The following is a 16,476-nucleotide window of genomic DNA, read 5'->3' as shown; positions in this document are numbered from 1 at the left end:
TCCGTTAGATGAAGTCCCACGGCAGGAAGTTTCTGAGAGGCGAGGCATTCCGCGGCGAAGCACAGCGCGGTCTCGCCACACAATCGAAACGGAGTGGTTGTGCCCGGTCGTGTCGAGATCGACAACGTCCAGCCCGTCGTCTCCTGCGGCGCGTACCCCGCCAAGGCGGTGGTCGGTGAGATGGTCCCGGTCAGCGCCGCGGTCTGGAGAGAAGGCCACGAGGCGGTCGCGGCGACCCTGGTCGTGCGCTATCACGGCCAGCGCTATCCGCAGGTAACCGAAACTCGCCGAATCAAGGCCGTTCAGGCCCCCGAACGGACCGCACCGGCGGTCGACGGCAAGGCCGCCGAGCAGCGCATCAAGCCGCTGCTGCTCCCGATGACCGAGGGCCAGGAACCCTACGTTTTCCACGGGGTGTTCACCCCCGACCGGGTCGGGCTGTGGACCTTCCGCGTCGACGGGTGGGGTGACCCCATTCACTCGTGGCGGCACGGGCTGGTCGCCAAGCTCGACGCCGGACAGGGCGCGACCGAGCTGTCCAACGACCTACTGGTGGGAGCCGCGCTGTTCGAGCGTGCCGCGACCGGTGTGCCGCGGACGCATCGCGACCCGCTACTCGCGGCGGCCAAGACGCTGCGGACGCCCGGGGACCCGGTCACCCGCACCGCGCTAGCGCTGGCCCCGGAGATCGAGGAACTGCTGGCGGAGTATCCATTGCGCGACCTGGTCACCCGCGGCGAGCAGTTCGGGGTGTGGGTTGACCGGCCGCTGGCCCGCTTCGGAGCGTGGTACGAGATGTTCCCGCGCTCGACGGGCGGCTGGGACAAGAACGGCAAGCCCGTGCACGGCACGTTCGCCACGGCGGCCGCCCAGCTCCCGCGGATCGCGGACATGGGCTTCGACGTCGTCTACCTCCCGCCGATCCATCCGATCGGCAAGGTACATCGCAAGGGCCGCAACAACTCCCCGACCGCCGCTCCCGGCGACGTGGGATCCCCGTGGGCTATCGGCAGCGACGAGGGCGGCCACGACGCGATACACCCGGACCTGGGCACGATCGACGACTTCGACGACTTCGTCTCCGCCGCACGCGATCTGGGCATGGAGGTGGCGCTGGACCTGGCGTTGCAGTGCGCGCCCGATCATCCGTGGGCCCGCGAGCACCGGCAGTGGTTCACCGAACTGCCCGATGGGACCATCGCCTACGCGGAGAACCCGCCGAAGAAGTACCAGGACATCTATCCGATCAACTTCGACAACGACCCGGCGGGTCTTTATGACGAAGTGCTGCGGGTGGTCCGGCACTGGATTGACCACGGCATCAAGTTCTTTCGGGTCGACAATCCGCACACCAAGCCGCCCGATTTCTGGGCCTGGCTAATCGGTCAGGTCAAGGACGCCGACCCCGACGTGCTCTTCCTCTCGGAGGCCTTCACGCCGCCGGCCCGGCAGTACGGCCTGGCCAAGCTCGGCTTCACGCAGTCTTACAGCTACTTCACCTGGCGCACGTCCAAATGGGAGCTCACCGAATTCGGCAACGACATCGCCGCCCTCGCCGACTTTCGCCGGCCGAACCTGTTCGTCAACACCCCTGACATCCTGCATGCGGTGCTGCAGCACAATGGCCCCGGCATGTTCGCCATCCGCGCGGTGCTGGCGGCGACCATGGGACCCGCCTGGGGCGTGTACTCCGGTTACGAGCTGTTCGAACACCGCGCGGTGCGGGAGGGCAGCGAGGAGTACCTGGACTCCGAGAAGTACGAATTGCGTCCCCGCGACTTTGCGGGTGCGCTGGCGGAAGGTCGATCACTCGAGCCATTCATCAAGCGGCTCAACATGATTCGACGGCTTCACCCGGCGCTTCAGCAGCTCCGCACGATCCATTTCCATGGCGTGGACAACGACGCGGTGCTTGCCTACAGCAAGTTCGACCCGGCCACCGGCGACTGCGTGCTGGTGGTGGTGACCCTCAACGCGTTCGGGCCCGAGGAAGCGACGCTGTGGTTGGACATGGCCGCATTGGGTATGGAACCTTATGAGCGTTTTTGGGTGCGTGACGAGATCAGCGGTCAGGAATTTCAATGGGGGCAATCCAATTACATTCGCCTCGATCCCGGGCAGGCGGTCGCACACATCATCAACATGCCGCTCATACCTTACGAATCGCGAATCACGCTGCTGCGTAGGAGGTGACGGGCTGTGAGCCGAACCGACGAACTGGCCGGACTGGATCTGGCGCCCGATCCGGCTGACTTGGCGCGCCTGGTGGCCGGCGCGCACTACAACCCGCACGGCATCCTCGGTGCCCATGAGTACGGCGATCACACGGTGATCCGCGCGTTTCGCCCGCACGCGCGGGAAGTTGTCGCGCTGGTCGGCGAGGACCGGTTCTCGCTGCAGCACGTCGAAGCCGGCCTGTTCGCCGTCGCCCTGCCGTTCACCAACCTGATCGACTACCGGCTCGAGGTGACCTACGAGGGTTCCGACCCGTACGTCGTCGCCGACGCCTATCGCTTCCTGCCCACCCTGGGCGAAGTCGACCTGCATCTGTTCAACGAGGGCCGCCACGAGCGGCTCTGGGAAGTCCTGGGCGCCCATCCCCGCTCGTTCACCACGGCCGACGGCGTCGTGACCGGGGTCTCGTTCGCCGTGTGGGCGCCGAACGCCAAGGGCGTCAACTTGATCGGGGAGTTCAACGGCTGGACCGGCAACGACGCGCCGATGCGGGTGCTCGGCTCCTCCGGAGTATGGGAGTTGTTCTGGCCCGGCTTTCCGGTGGAGGGCCTGTACAAGTTCCGGGTGCACGGCGCCGACGGCGTGGTGACCGAGCGGGCCGATCCCATGGCATTCGCCACCGAGGTTCCGCCGCACACCGCGTCCCGCGTCACGCGCAGCACCTACACGTGGGAGGACACGGACTGGATGGCGCGGCGCGCTCAGCGCAATCCGGTGTTCGAGCCGATGAGCACCTACGAGGTGCACCTCGGTTCCTGGCGTCCGGGGCTGAGTTACCGTCAGCTCGCCCGCGAGCTGACGGATTATGTTGTGGAGCACGGGTTCACACATGTGGAGCTGCTGCCTGTCGCCGAACACCCGTTCGCGGGGTCGTGGGGATACCAGGTCACCTCGTACTACGCCCCGACGTCTCGATTCGGCGCGCCCGACGACTTCCGGGCGCTGGTCGACGCCCTGCACCAGGCTGGCATCGGCGTGATCGTGGACTGGGTGCCGGCGCACTTCCCGAAAGACGCGTGGGCGTTGGGCCGATTCGACGGCACCCCGCTCTACGAGCACGCCGACCCCAAGCGCGGCGAGCAACTCGACTGGGGCACTTACGTCTTCGACTTCGGCCGCGCGGAGGTGCGCAACTTCCTGGTCGCCAACGCGCTGTACTGGCTCGAGGAGTTCCACGTGGACGGCCTGCGGGTGGACGCGGTCGCATCGATGCTGTACCTGGACTACTCGCGGCCCGAGGGCGGCTGGACCCCGAACATCTACGGCGGGCGGGAAAACCTGGAGGCCGTGCAGTTCCTGCAGGAGATGAACGCCACGGCGCACAAGGCCGCGCCCGGCATCGTCACCATCGCCGAGGAGTCGACCTCGTGGCCGGGCGTCACGCGGCCGACCAACCTTGGCGGCCTCGGCTTTTCGATGAAGTGGAACATGGGCTGGATGCACGACACGCTCGACTACATCAGCCGCGATCCGATCTACCGCAGCTACCACCACCACGAGATGACGTTCTCGATGCTGTACGCGTTTAGCGAGAACTACGTGCTGCCGATCAGTCATGACGAAGTGGTGCACGGCAAGGGGACCCTGTGGGGTCGCATGCCGGGCAACAATCACGTCAAGGCCGCGGGGCTGCGCAGCCTGCTCGCCTACCAGTGGGCGCACCCGGGCAAGCAATTGTTGTTCATGGGCCAGGAATTCGCCCAGCGTGCCGAGTGGTCGGAGCAGAACGGCTTGGATTGGTGGCAGCTCGATGAGCAGGGCTTCTCCAACGGGGTCTTGCGCTTCGTGCGCGACATCAACGAGATCTATCGCAGCCGCCCGGCCCTGTGGAGTCAGGACACCGTTCCCGAGGGCTATTCCTGGATCGACGCCAACGACTCGGCCAACAACGTGCTGAGTTTCCTGCGATACGGCAAAGACGGCTCGGTAATGGCCTGCGTCTTCAATTTCGCCGGTTCGGAGCACAGCGGCTATCGCCTCGGGCTGCCGTACGCCGGCCGCTGGCGCGAGGTGCTCAACACCGACGCGACCATCTACAACGGGTCGGGAATCGGCAACATGGGCGGCGTCGACGCCACCGAAGACCCATGGCATGGCCGCCCCGCCTCCGCGGTGATGGTGCTGCCTCCGACGTCGGCGCTGTGGCTGGAACCCGAATAGGGACCGGTAGCGGCGCGAGCCGCAAAACTCAGTAGAGCGCGTTGGCGAGGTTGCGCCGACCGGCGACGACCTCGGGGTCGGCGGGGTCGAACAGTTCGAACAACTCGATCAGGCGGGTGCGCACCCGGGTGCGTTCGTCGCCGGATGTGCTACGCACCAAGGCAATCAAGCGCTCGAACGCCGCTCCGACATCCTGGTTGAGGATTTCCACGTCGGCGGCCGCGAACGCGGCGTCGATGTCGCCGGGAGCGGCGGCGGCCACCGCGACCGCGTCGGGGCGCTGCGCCGTTGCGCGCGTGAGGAAGTCGATCTGGCGGATCGCGCCCTTGGCTTCGGCGCTCGCCGGGTTGGCGTCCAGGATCGCCTGATACGACTCCTTGGCGCCGGCGAAGTCGCCGTCCTCGAGCTGCTGGCGGGCGTGGGCCAACTCCGGGTCCACTTCCACCTGCTCGGAACCGCTTGGGCCCCTTAGTTTCCCAGCCGTCGCCTGCAACAGGGAGTCGACCCAACGCCGCAGCTGGTCGGGCGGCTGTACACCCTGAAAACTGGACAGCGGCTGCCCAGCGGCCAACGCGACCACGGTCGGCACCGCGTCGACGCCGAATATCTGGGCCACCCTGGGGGCCACGTCGACGTTGACCGTCGCCAGCGACCAATTGCCGTCGTCCTCGGCCGCCAGGCCGGCCAGCGTCTCGACGAGCTGGATACACGCGTCACTGCGCGGCGACCACAACGCGACCACCACCGGGACCTCGTCGGAGCGGAGTAGCACTTCCTGTTCGAAATTGGCCTCGGTGACCTCGGTTGCCCCCGGGGCCGCCGGCCCGCCCGCGTCGGGCGACGAAGCGCTCTGCTGGGCTCGCTGCTTGAGACCGGAAAGATCGACCGCACCGGCAAGTGCGGGCCCGATAGAGGGTCGCGGACGCGTCACGCCGTCAAGTTTGTCATGCGCTTCGGATACCGAGCCACCCGGTCGCGGAGACGCTTGAGCGGATGTGATCGGCCGTTATGACCAAGATCACAAACTTTCTCAAAGGGCCCGCACCAGCAACTTTAAGCAGATCGCCTAACCGGCCCGCAGGATCAGCGCATCACCCTGGCCGCCGGCCCCGCACAGGGCCGCAACGCCATAGCCGGAGCCGCGGCGGGCCAACTCCAGCGCCACATGCAGCGTGATCCTGGCGCCCGACATGCCGATCGGGTGCCCGACCGCGATCGCACCGCCGTTGACGTTGACGAGCTCGGGGTCGACGCCCAGTTCGCGGGTCGAGGCCAGGGCCACCGCAGCGAACGCCTCGTTGATCTCGATGACGTCGAGCTGGTCGGCCGAAATCCCCTCGCGGGCGAGCGCTTTCTTGATCGCGTTGGCGGGCTGGGACTGCAGCGTCGAATCCGGTCCTGCCACGACGCCGTGCGCGCCGATCTCGGCCAGCCACGAAAGCCCCAGCTCCTGCGCTTTTGCCTTGTTCATCACCACGACGGCGGCCGCGCCGTCGGAGATCTGCGAAGCCGAACCGGCCGTGATGGTGCCATCGCGGCGAAACGCCGGCTTGAGCCCGGCCAGGGACTCCGCGGTGGTGTTGGCCCGGATGCCCTCGTCCTCGGTGAATTGCAGCGGGTCACCCTTGCGCTGCGGGATATTGACCGGCACGACTTCGTCGGTGAAGACGCCGTCCTTCCAGGCGGCGGCCGCCTTTTGGTGTGAGCGCGCGGCGTACTCGTCCTGCTCGGCGCGGGTGAACTTGTCGAGGTCGTTGCGCTGCTCGGTCAGCGCGCCCATCGGCTGGTCGGTGAACACGTCGTGCAGGCCGTCGTAGGCCATGTGGTCCAGCACCGTGACGTCGCCGTACTTGTAGCCGGCCCGGCTGTCCATCAGCAAATGCGGCGCCTTCGTCATCGACTCCTGCCCGCCGGCCACCACCACGTCGAACTCCCCGGCGCGGATGAGCTGGTCGGCCAGCGCGATGGAGTCGATACCGGACAGGCACATCTTGTTGATGGTCAGCGCCGGGACGTCCCAGCCGATGCCCGCCGCGACCGCCGCCTGCCGGGCCGGCATCTGTCCTGCCCCGGCCGTCAGCACCTGGCCCATGATCACGTATTCGACCAGCGAACCCGGCACTTGGACATTAGGGAAAGCCTTTTCCAGTGCCCCCGCGATCGCGATGGCGCCCAGGTCGCTGGCCGAGAAATCCTTCAGCGATCCCATCAACTTGCCGATGGGCGTCCGCGCCCCAGCAACTATCACCGACGTCGTCACCAGTTCCTCCTGAGCCTGCACCAACGACCGTTTCCGCTACCTGGAGAAGCGGAATCTTTGCTGCCACGTTACCGTGGTGTGATGACGACCGACCAAGTTGATGCACGTCACCTCCTGGCAACCTCCTTGGTGACCGGCCTGGATCACGTCGGCATTGCGGTCGCCGACCTCGACGCCGCAATCACCTGGTATCACGACCACCTCGGCATGATCCTCGTGCATGAGGAAGTCAACGATGACCAGGGCATCCGCGAGGCGATGCTGGCCGTCCCCGGTACCACCGCGCAGCTCCAGTTGATGGCCCCGCTGGACGACTCGTCGACGATCGCGAAGTTCATGGAGAAGCGCGGCCCGGGCATCCAGCAGATGGCCGTTCGGGTCAGCGACCTGGACACCATCTGCGAGCAGCTGCGCGAGCAGGGCGTCCGCCTGGTCTACGACGCGGCGCGGCGCGGCACAGCAAACTCGCGGATCAACTTCATCCACCCCAAGGACGCCGGCGGTGTCCTGATCGAGTTGGTGGAGCCGACCTCTTAAAGCCAGGCTTGCGCCGAGTGTGCGGCCAGCCGCACGTTCGGTGCCGAGTGTGCGGCCAGCCGCACACTTCGCGATTTATCCCAGAGCTTCAAGACCACTTCCGGGTCGGCCCGCGGGTAGCGCGGTTGGTCCAGCACGGCGTGTGCCAGTGCCGCCGATCCTCCAGCCCAGCGTGTGGTGAATCGGTCGGCCATACCACCAGATGCGATGTGCCGGAACGTATTTCGTGGTCACAACCCGGACAGCGGTAGGTCTTGAGCGCGCGGGCCGCCGCGATCGGGCGCACCTCGTACTCGTGACCATCCGGACCGATTTCCACACGGCTCGGCACCGGTGGCGGGTTCGGCCGGTGGCCACGTTCCGGTTTGCGGCGCGGACACATCAGAACAGCCGGTACTCGTCGCTATCCATGCCGCGCATCTTGTCGTAATCGAGTGTGATGCAACGGATTCCGCGATCGGTCGCGAGGGTGCGCGCTTGCGGCTTGATCTGCTGAGCGGCGAAGACGCCTTTGACCGGTGCCAGAACGCTGTCCCGGTTGAGCAATTCGAGATAGCGGGTGAGCTGTTCCACGCCGTCGATCTCGCCGCGCCGCTTGATTTCGACCGCGACCGAGCCGCCCCGTTCGTCGCGACACAGCAGATCGACCGGGCCGATAGCGGTCATGTACTCGCGGCGCACCAACGTATAACCCTCCCCAAGCAGTTGCACATGCTCGGCGAGCAACGCCTGAAGGTGGGCCTCGACGCCGTCCTTGACCAAGCCGGGGTCGACGCCCAGGTCGTGGCTCGAGTCGTGCTCGATGTCCTCCACCGTGATGCGCAGCTGCTCGCCGGCCTTGTTCTCGACCACCCACACCGGCGCCTGACCGCCGAGCTTCTCGGTTAACCAGCAGGGGGGGCTCATCCAGTTCAGCGGCTTGTAGGCGCGATCGTCGGCGTGCACGCTCACCGAGCCGTCGGCCTTGAACAGCAGCAGCCGTCGCGCCGACGGCAGGTGTGCGGTGAGCCGGCCGACGTAGTCGACGGTGCATTGGGCGATGACAAGGCGCACCCGACTCACCTTAGAGCGTGGGCGACAAATTAGGCTGGCGCCACGATGTCGGCCAAAATGAGCGTGGCCCAACGTATCGGCCGGGTGCTCGAGCGGATCACCCGCCAGAGCGGCCGCCTGCCGGATACCCCCGCGTACGGCTCACTGATCCTCGGGCGGGTGGCGGAAAGCCAACGACGGCGCCGCATCCGCATCCAGATCATCATGACGGTGCTGGTTCTGGGGGCGAACCTGATCGGCATCGGCGTGGCACTGCTGTTGGTGATAGTCGCCATTCCCGCGCCGAGCATCTTTCACGACGCGCCGGCCTGGCTGACGTTCGGTGTCTCCCCGGCCTACATCGCCGTGGCCCTGGCGGTGGGCACGTATTGGATCACCCGCCGGACCGTGCTCTCCTTGCGTTGGGCGATCGAGGAGCGCGCGCCCACCGCCGAGGACGAGCGCAACACCTTCCTGGCGCCGTGGCGACTCGCCATGTACGACCTCATCCTGTGGGGCATCGGGACGGTGGTGTACACGACGCTCTACGGCCTGGTCAACACGTTGTTCATCCCGCGGTTCCTCCTCGTCGTCAGCTTCTGCGGCGTTCTGGTGGCCACGTTCAGTTACCTGCTCGCCGAGTTCGCGCTTCGCCCGATTGCCGCCCAGGCGCTCGAGGCGGGACCACCGCCACGGCGGTTGTCGGCGGGCATCATGGGCCGAACCATGGTGGTCTGGTTCCTGGGGTCCGGCGTGCCCGTCATCGGCATCGGCCTGCTGGCAATTTTCCAGATCCTGCTGCGCAACCTGACCGAGACCGAGTTCGCGGTCGGCGTGCTGATCATTTCAGTCGCCACGCTCATCTTCGGGTGCGCCCTGATGTGGATTCTCGCCTGGCTGACCGCGACCCCGGTGCGCGTGGTGCGCGCGGCGCTGCGCCGCGTCGAGCAGGGCAACCTGCGCGGCAACCTGGTGGTCTTCGACGGCACCGAGCTCGGCGAGCTGCAGCGCGGGTTCAACACGATGGTCGACGGCCTGCGCGAACGCGAACGCGTGCGCGACCTTTTCGGCCGGCACGTCGGCCGCGAGGTCGCCCTGGCGGCCGAGCGCGAGCGACCGAAACTGGGCGGCGAGGAACGACACGTCGCCGTCGTCTTCATCGACATCGTCGGCTCCACCCAACTGGTAACCACCCAGCCCCCCACCGAAGTCGTCGAAGTGCTCAACCGATTTTTCGCGATCGTCGTCGACGAAGTGGACCGCCATCGCGGCCTGGTCAACAAGTTCGAAGGCGATGCGTCGCTTGCCATTTTCGGAGCACCGAACCATCTCGACTCGCCCGAGGACGAGGCACTCGCCGCGGCGCGGTGCATCGCGAAACGGCTCGCCCACGACATGTGCGAGCTCGAGGCGGGCATCGGCGTGGCGGCGGGCCAGGTCGTCGCCGGCAACGTGGGCGCCAAGGAACGGTTCGAATACACCGTGATCGGCGAGCCGGTCAACGAGGCCGCACGGCTGTGCGAGCTGGCCAAGTCCCGTCCCGGCGGATTGCTCGCGACGGCCAACGCGCTCGAGGGCGCGAGCGAAGAGGAAAGAGCGCGTTGGTCTTTGGGTGAGGCGGTGACCCTTCGGGGCCACGAGCGCCCAACCCGGCTGGCCTTCCTCGCCGACGCGCAGTAAATCCGGTTGACAACGCCTGTGGTCAACGCCCGCCAGCAGTATCGATAGAAATCCGTTATCGGACAATAGAAATCGCGCCTTGACCGCCGCGTGAAACCGCGCCAATAGTGACGACGGGACGGAGCTCCGTGCCCGCGTCAGAAGGGTGCACCTTGACAACCGTTGCGTTGCTTGATCGTTCGAGAATCGTCGCCGGGCCCCGATGGAACCGCTGGCTGGTGCCGCCCGCCGCGCTGTCCATCCATCTGGCCATCGGCTCGGCCTACGCCTGGAGCGTCTTCAAGATCCCGCTGGAGAAATCGCTGCACGTCTCCGGAACCGCCAGCGCGATGCCGTTCACCGTCGCAATTGTGATGCTGGGTCTTTCGGCCGCAGCGTTCGGCACGCGGGTGGACCACTACGGACCGCGCTGGGCCATGGTGGTTGCCACCGTGTGCTTTTGCAGCGGGTTGCTGATCGCCGGATGCGGAGTCTCGGTTCACCGATACTGGCTCGTCGTGGTGGGATACGGGGTCGTCGGAGGGGTCGGCCTCGGTGTCGGCTACATCTCGCCGGTGTCGACGCTCATCAAGTGGTTTCCCGATCGCCCCGGCATGGCGACCGGCTTGGCGATCATGGGCTTTGGCGGTGGGGCCCTGATCGCGTCCCCGTGGACGAACAGCCTGCTCGACGCGTTCGGCCGCACCAGCACAACCGGCGTGGCCAGGACCTTCCTGGTGATGGGCTGTACATATGCCGTGTTCATGGCGATGGGATGCCTGCTGATCCGGGTGCCGGCGCCGGATTGGACGCCGCACGGCTGGAAACCCAAGCCGCACAAGGCTGGATCGCTGATCACGACGGCCGGTGTGTCGGCGGCCAATGCGATCAAGACGCCCCAGTTCTGGCTGTTGTGGGTGGTGCTCTGTTTCAACGTGACCGCCGGCATCGGCATTCTGGAGAAGGCCTCGCCGATTTACCAGGACTTCTTTCCGAGGGCGCCCCGCGCGGCGGCGTTGGCCTCCGCGGCCGCCGGGTTCGTCGCGCTGCTGTCGCTGGCCAATATGATCGGCCGGATCGGCTGGTCGTCGTTGTCGGATGCGCTGGGCCGCAAGAACATGTACCGGCTCTACCTAGGCGGCGGTGCCCTCCTCTATCTCACGTTGGCGCTGACGACCAATTCCAGCAAGCTGACCTTCCTGCTGTGCACCGTGTTGATCCTGTCGTTCTACGGCGCGGGGTTCTCGACCGTTCCGGCGTACCTGCGTGACCTGTTCGGCACCCACGAGGTCGGCGCCATCCACGGCAGGCTGCTGACGGCCTGGTCGGTCGCGGGCGTGCTGGGCCCGCTGATCGTGAACGCCATCGCCGACTCGCAGAAGGCGGCCGGGAAACACGGACCCGACCTCTACATCGTGTCGTTCGCCGTGATGATCGCCCTCCTGGTCGTCGGGCTGGTCTGCAACGAGCTGATCAGGCCGGTGGCCGCCAAGCATCACGTGCCCGCCCAGCCCGGCGACGCCGCGGCGCCCGAGACCATTTCGGATCTTCAGCCGGAGGCACACGCATGACAAACCCGATCCCCGACCGTCGCATCGGTCCCGCCCTCATCGCACTGGCCTGGGTGTGGGTCGCCGTCCCGTTCGCTTATGGAGTCTGGCAACTCTTTTCGAAGATCGGCCAGTTGTTCGGCGCCTGAGCGGAAGCCCGTTTCCCTCACCAAGAGCACCGCGAGCGCCACGCCGCCGAGGATGAGGGCGCCCACGAACCAGACCGTGGCCGGCCAGCCGCCGGCGCCGTAGACCAGGCCGCCGAAAGCGCCGGCGACCGACCCGCCCAGGTAGTAGCTGAACAGGTAGAGCGCCGACGCCTCGGCGCGATCCCGGCGTGCCGCCGCGCCCACCCACCCGCTGGCCACGGTGTGCGCGGCGAAGAATCCGCCGGTGAACACGCCGAGCCCGACGACGATCGCGACCACCGAGTGTGGCACGGTCAGCGCCAGGCCGGTCACCGTGATCGGCAGGGCACCGCCCAGCACCAGCGCGCGTCCGCGGCGGTCGGCCAGCCGCCCGGCGACCACCGACGTCCAGGTGCCGGCCAGGTACAGCACGAACAACAGTCCGACCAGCGACGGCGCCAGTCCGAACGGCGGGGCGGCCAACCGGTAGCCCAGGTAGTTGTACACCGTGACGAAGCCGCCCATCAGCGTGAAGCCCAACGCGAAAAGCTTCAGCAACACCGGGTTTCGCAGATGTGCGGCGAGGTTGCGCGCAGTGGCGCGCGCAGTTGTGGCCTTCGGGGTGAAGAACTGCGACCGGGGCACCAGGACGGCGAAGACGGCCGTGCCGGCCAGCGTCGTCAGCGAGCACACCAAGAGCGCGACCCGCCAATTGCTGACGTCGACGACCAGCGAAGGGACGATCCGCCCGGTCAGCCCACCGACCGTGGTCCCTGCGATGTACCGTCCCATCGCCGAACCGAGCGACGACGCGTGCACCTCCTCGGCGAGGAAAGCCATGGCGACCGCGGGTATCCCGGCGAGCGCGACGCCGTGCAGCGCGCGGCCCGCGAGCAGCACGCCGAGCGATGGACTCAACGGCAGCAACAGCCCGATCACGCTGGACGCAACCCCCGACGTCAGCATCACGGGGATGCGCCCGTAGCGCTCGGAAAGCACGCTCGCGGGGATGATCGACAGCGCCAGCACCCCGGTGGTCAGCGCGACCGTCAGCGCCGCGGTGGCCGGGCTGATCCGGTAATACCTAGAGAAGGCCGGCAGCAGCGCCTGGGTGCAGTACATCGCGGCGAAACTGGCCAGGCCGGCGCCGTAGAGCGCCGCGGTCACGCGCCGGTATCCGCGGCTTCCGGCTTGATGGGCAGTCGGCATAGCAACGATGTTTCGCCGCGCGGCGTGGGAACGGAAATGAATTATTTGTTGAATTATGATGCATTAGGCACATAAGCAAAGGTGAAGGCGATGCACGAAGGCGATTACGAGTGGTTCGTCACACTCGCGGAGCTGCAGCATGTCACGTCCGCGGCCGAACAGCTGCACATCGCGCAGCCGACGCTCACCCGGATGCTGGCGCGTCTGGAACGGCGACTCGGGGTCGCGCTGTTCGACCGCAGCGGCAAGCGGCTCACGCTCAACACCTACGGCCGAATCTTCTACGAGCACGCGCGCCGCGCCCAATCCGAGCTCGATTCGGCGCGGCGGGCGATCGACGACCTGGCCAATCCGGCCGTCGGCGAGATCCGCCTGGGTTTCTTGAGCTCGTTCGGGTCGACGGTGGTGCCGCGCTTGATTGCGGCGTTCACCGCGGCCGCACCGCGCGTGGCATTCACGCTCGAGGAAGGTGCCGCCGAATCGATCGGCGATCTCGTGCGGTCCGGGTCGATCGACCTCGGCGTGGTCTCGCCGCGGCCGCGGGACCCAAACCTCGCCTGGCGCAGCCTGTTTCGTCAGCGTCTCGGCGTCGCCTTCCCAAGCGACCATGCGCTTGCGGGCGCCGCGACGGTGTCCATGTCCGACCTGGCCGACGAGGCCTTCGTGGCCATGCGTCCCGGGTTCGGCATGCGGCGCCTGCTCGACGAGCTATGCGCCGCAGCGCAATTCCAGCCGCGGATCGTCCTGCAATCGGCCAACCTGACCACAACCGCCGGGCTGGTCGCCGCGAGACTGGGCATCAGCCTGATGCCCATCGCCGGCAGCGAGCACGCCCCCGGGGTCAGCGTGCTGCCGTTGGCCGACGCCGACGCCTACCGCGACGTCGGCCTGATCTGGAATTCCGGGCGACCATTGTCCCGCCCGGCCCGCGACTTCATCGCGTCCGCCGCGGGCGCCCATCACGAGGCCGCGACGTAGGTTCGCTATCGCTCTGCGCTGCTGCGTATTTCGCCAGACCACTGATGATGAGCTCGAGGCCGAGTGCAAACTCCTCGTCGATCGGCACAGGCAGGTGGTCGGCCACCGCGCTGGTGGCGGGGAACAACTGCGGATCCAGCGCGCGGAAGAACGTGGACGCGTGCCGGTCATCGAATCCGCCGCCGCTGAGCTGAATGGCGAAGCCGAGCACATAGCGGGCCACCGTCGCATAGGAGCGAGCCGCGAGACGCGGGGGGAAGCCGTTGTCGAGCAGGACCGCCAGTAACGCTTCCCGTTGCGCCAGCGCATTCGGCCCGAGCGGCAGCTGGTCGACCAGCAGCGGAGCCACGTTGGGGTGCCTGCGCAACACTTCAAACGTGGCTCGTGCAAACGACTCGCAGGCCCGCTGCCAATCCATCGTGGTGAGTTCTTCCGTGCCGCACTCGATCTCGCCGAACACGCGATCGACCACGTGCGAAACCACCTCGCCCCGGTTGGCGAAGTGGCGATACAGCGTGGCCGTCCCCGACTCCAGCCGCTGCGCGAGGGTCCGCATCGAGAGCGCGTCGGCGCCCTCGTCGTCCACGATCTCGAGGGCCGCGCCGACGATGCGGTCGAGCGGGACCCGCGGGCGTCCGCGGGACCGGCGACCCGAGCCGTCGTCTTGAGTCGGTGGGCTGCCTCGGGTCACGCGCCCAGTATCGCTACTCTTGACCCTTCGCGCAATAACGGATACGGTGTATCCAAAAAATATCGGGCGCCGCCCGATTCACGTTCAAGCCAGACCGGAAGACGCGTTGCCATGCTGCTACCCCTTGCCCCGGAACCCTTCGCCGTCCCCACCGACCGGGACCTGCTCCCATCCGAGCGCCGCGAGTTCGTGCGGACTCATCGAACATGCGTCTTCGGCTACCGCCGGAAGAACGACGGGCCCGGAATGTCGGTCGTCTACTACGTTCCCACCGACGGGGACGAGCTGCTGGTGTCGACGATGGCCGGGCGCGGCAAGGCGCGCGTCATCGCGCGGGACGGCAAGGTCAGCCTGTGTGTCCTCGACGAACGTTGGCCCTTCGCCTATTTGCAGGTGTACGCCGACGCGGTGATCGACGACGATCCCGACCTGGTGTGCGACGTCATGATGGAAGTTGGTGCCAGGATGTCGGGCCAGCCGCTCCCGTCAGAAGCCCGGCCGGTCATCGACGCCATGCGCCGCGAAGAAAACCGGGTCGTCGTTCGGTGCCGGCCCTATGCGACATTCGGTCAGCCGCCGCGACACCTCTACCGCAACGACCAGGCAGAGCGCATCACCCATTGGCTCTCCGGCACGGTCCCGTGGGACGCGCCCGACCCGGCCTGAGTTAGCCCGCTCATGAGCCGCACCGTGCTGCGCGGAGCGCAGGTGATCACCATGTCGCCGGCGCGCCCCGATGCGGAGCGCAGCGACATCGTCGTCGAGGGCGATCAGGTCACCGAGCTCGGCGAGCGCGTCGACGATTCGGACGCCGAAACGGTCGACCTTCCCGGTCGCGTCATCATGCCGGGGCTCGTCAACGCGCATCTACACACGTGGCAGAGCGCGCTGCGCCTGGCGGGCGCCGACTGGACGCTGCTGGACTACCTGCGGCACATGCACGGTGGCGTTGCGGACCGCTACACGCCCGATGACGTCTACATCGGCAACCTCGCCGGCGCTCTCAATCAGATCAATTGCGGGACAACGACACTGGGCGACTGGTGTCACAACAACGCGACGCCTGAGCACACCGACGCGGCCCTCGAGGGGCTGGAAAGGTCCGGCATCCGCGCCGTGTTTCTGCATGGAGCGCCGAAGCGAGCCCCCGACCTGGCCCATCCGCTGGCCGAGGTCGACCGGCTTATCGATCGGCCCGCCTCGGCGCTCGGCACAATCACCGTCGGGATGGCGATCGCCGGGCCGCAATACTCGACACCGGATGTGGCCGTGGCCGATTTGCGTGCCGCCGCCGAACGCGGCCTCGTCGCCTCGATGCATCAAAGCGGCGGCCAACCGGGGCCCGGATGGGAGGCGGTCCGCGCCGCAGGGCTGTTCGGGCCACGCACCAACATCGTCCACGGGGCCGGTCTCACCGAAGACTGGCTCGGCCGCTTGATCGCCGCCGGCGTCAGCTTCACCGTCACACCGGAAAGCGAGCTCGGGCACGGCCATGGCGTCCCAATTACCGGACACCTGTTGAGACATGGCGCGGCGCCGTCGTTAGGCACCGACACCGACACGGCGGGGTCCGGAGAGATTTTGGGCGGCGCGCGCATCGCGTTGGCCCATCAGCGCGGTCTCGACCACGAAAGCCACCGGCAGGTGACCGGCGCGATAGCCCCGTCAACATCAGTCACCAGTAAGCAGGCGCTGGCATGGGCGACCGTCGAAGGCGCGCGTGCCCTGGGGCTGGACGACCGGATTGGCAGGATCGAGCCGGGCATGCAGGCCGACCTGGTCGTGATCGACGCGCGACCGCTCAACCTGTGGCCGGCCCGTGATCCGATCGCCGCCGCGCTGTACGCCGGCATCGCCAACATCGAAGCCGTGATGATTGCGGGCCGTTGGCGCAAACGGAACCATTCGCTGATCGAGGCCGACCTCGACGGCGTAAGGAGTCGCCTCCTGGAATCCGGGGACCGGCTGGTCCACGCGCGATAAGCACCCCGGCCCACGATCATGTCGCTTTTCCGCCAGTTTTGTCGGTGGGCGGGT

13 protein-coding genes and 1 pseudogene are annotated in these 16,476 nt (G+C 67.2%); 8 read left to right on the top strand and 6 right to left on the bottom strand.

Annotated elements, in window-relative coordinates:
- The first annotated feature begins 99 nt into the window (after positions 1-99).
- Positions 100-2,193, top strand: a complete 2,094-nt coding sequence (locus tag AWB92_RS01575) for an alpha-1,4-glucan--maltose-1-phosphate maltosyltransferase (protein ID WP_206601285.1) — start codon at positions 100-102, stop codon at positions 2,191-2,193.
- A gap of 6 nt (positions 2,194-2,199) precedes the next feature.
- Positions 2,200-4,395, top strand: a complete 2,196-nt coding sequence (gene glgB, locus AWB92_RS01570) for a 1,4-alpha-glucan branching protein GlgB (protein ID WP_085183764.1) — start codon at positions 2,200-2,202, stop codon at positions 4,393-4,395.
- 28 nt (positions 4,396-4,423) lie between these two features.
- Here glgB and AWB92_RS01565 read toward each other — a convergent pair whose 3' ends face one another.
- Together AWB92_RS01565 and AWB92_RS01560 are read right to left on the bottom strand one after the other, a co-directional pair.
- Positions 4,424-5,326, bottom strand: coding sequence for a tetratricopeptide repeat protein (locus AWB92_RS01565; RefSeq protein ID WP_085183763.1), 903 nt, complete (start codon positions 5,324-5,326; stop codon positions 4,424-4,426).
- Positions 5,327-5,461: 135 nt separating this feature from the next.
- Entirely contained in the window at positions 5,462-6,655 is a 1,194-nt protein-coding gene (locus tag AWB92_RS01560; RefSeq protein ID WP_085184052.1) for an acetyl-CoA C-acetyltransferase, read from the bottom strand.
- A 78-nt stretch (positions 6,656-6,733) separates the two neighbouring features.
- Here AWB92_RS01560 and mce point away from each other — a divergent pair, with 78 nt between their 5' ends.
- Entirely contained in the window at positions 6,734-7,192 is a 459-nt protein-coding gene (mce, locus tag AWB92_RS01555) for a methylmalonyl-CoA epimerase (protein ID WP_142281897.1), read from the top strand.
- 88 nt (positions 7,193-7,280) lie between these two features.
- Here mce and AWB92_RS01550 read toward each other — a convergent pair whose 3' ends face one another.
- Positions 7,281-7,574, bottom strand: a complete 294-nt coding sequence (locus AWB92_RS01550) for a hypothetical protein (protein WP_085183761.1) — start codon at positions 7,572-7,574, stop codon at positions 7,281-7,283.
- Positions 7,574-8,245, bottom strand: a complete 672-nt coding sequence (gene nucS, locus AWB92_RS01545; protein WP_085183760.1) for an endonuclease NucS — start codon at positions 8,243-8,245, stop codon at positions 7,574-7,576. The genes AWB92_RS01550 and nucS overlap by 1 nt, the downstream gene beginning before the upstream one ends.
- A gap of 45 nt (positions 8,246-8,290) precedes the next feature.
- Here nucS and AWB92_RS01540 point away from each other — a divergent pair, with 45 nt between their 5' ends.
- Positions 8,291-9,904 carry an adenylate/guanylate cyclase domain-containing protein gene (locus tag AWB92_RS01540; RefSeq protein WP_085183759.1) on the top strand — a complete coding sequence of 538 codons (1,614 nt, stop codon included), beginning with the start codon at positions 8,291-8,293 and terminating at the stop codon, positions 9,902-9,904.
- Positions 9,905-10,056: 152 nt separating this feature from the next.
- Positions 10,057-11,454, top strand: a complete 1,398-nt coding sequence (locus AWB92_RS01535; RefSeq protein ID WP_142281896.1) for an OFA family MFS transporter — start codon at positions 10,057-10,059, stop codon at positions 11,452-11,454.
- Positions 11,455-11,579: 125 nt separating this feature from the next.
- Here the strand turns inward: AWB92_RS01535 and AWB92_RS01530 are convergent.
- A pseudogene (locus AWB92_RS01530) lies at positions 11,580-12,770 on the bottom strand (MFS transporter); the annotation flags it as partial.
- A gap of 90 nt (positions 12,771-12,860) precedes the next feature.
- On the opposite strand from AWB92_RS01530, the gene AWB92_RS01525 reads away from it, so the two are divergent.
- On the top strand, positions 12,861-13,748 hold the full coding sequence (locus tag AWB92_RS01525) for a LysR family transcriptional regulator (protein WP_085184051.1): 888 nt from the start codon (positions 12,861-12,863) through the stop codon (positions 13,746-13,748).
- On the opposite strand, the gene AWB92_RS01520 is transcribed toward AWB92_RS01525, so the two are convergent.
- On the bottom strand, positions 13,705-14,358 hold the full coding sequence (locus AWB92_RS01520) for a TetR/AcrR family transcriptional regulator C-terminal domain-containing protein (RefSeq protein WP_241523344.1): 654 nt from the start codon (positions 14,356-14,358) through the stop codon (positions 13,705-13,707). The two genes, AWB92_RS01525 and AWB92_RS01520, sit on opposite strands and share 44 nt — an antisense overlap.
- Before the next feature lie 192 nt (positions 14,359-14,550).
- Between AWB92_RS01520 and AWB92_RS01515 the strand changes: the two genes are divergently transcribed.
- Positions 14,551-15,105, top strand: coding sequence for a pyridoxamine 5'-phosphate oxidase family protein (locus AWB92_RS01515; RefSeq protein ID WP_085183755.1), 555 nt, complete (start codon positions 14,551-14,553; stop codon positions 15,103-15,105).
- Positions 15,106-15,117: 12 nt separating this feature from the next.
- Positions 15,118-16,422: an amidohydrolase family protein gene (locus AWB92_RS01510; protein ID WP_085183754.1), complete on the top strand. Its 1,305-nt coding sequence runs from the start codon at positions 15,118-15,120 to the stop codon at positions 16,420-16,422.
- Positions 16,423-16,476 lie beyond the last annotated feature (54 nt).

This window comes from Mycobacterium sp. IEC1808 (assembly GCF_002101935.1).
Taxonomy (GTDB): domain Bacteria; phylum Actinomycetota; class Actinomycetes; order Mycobacteriales; family Mycobacteriaceae; genus Mycobacterium.
Note: the sequence above shows the minus strand (reverse complement) of the source record. Positions and strands in the feature narration are given on the sequence as shown.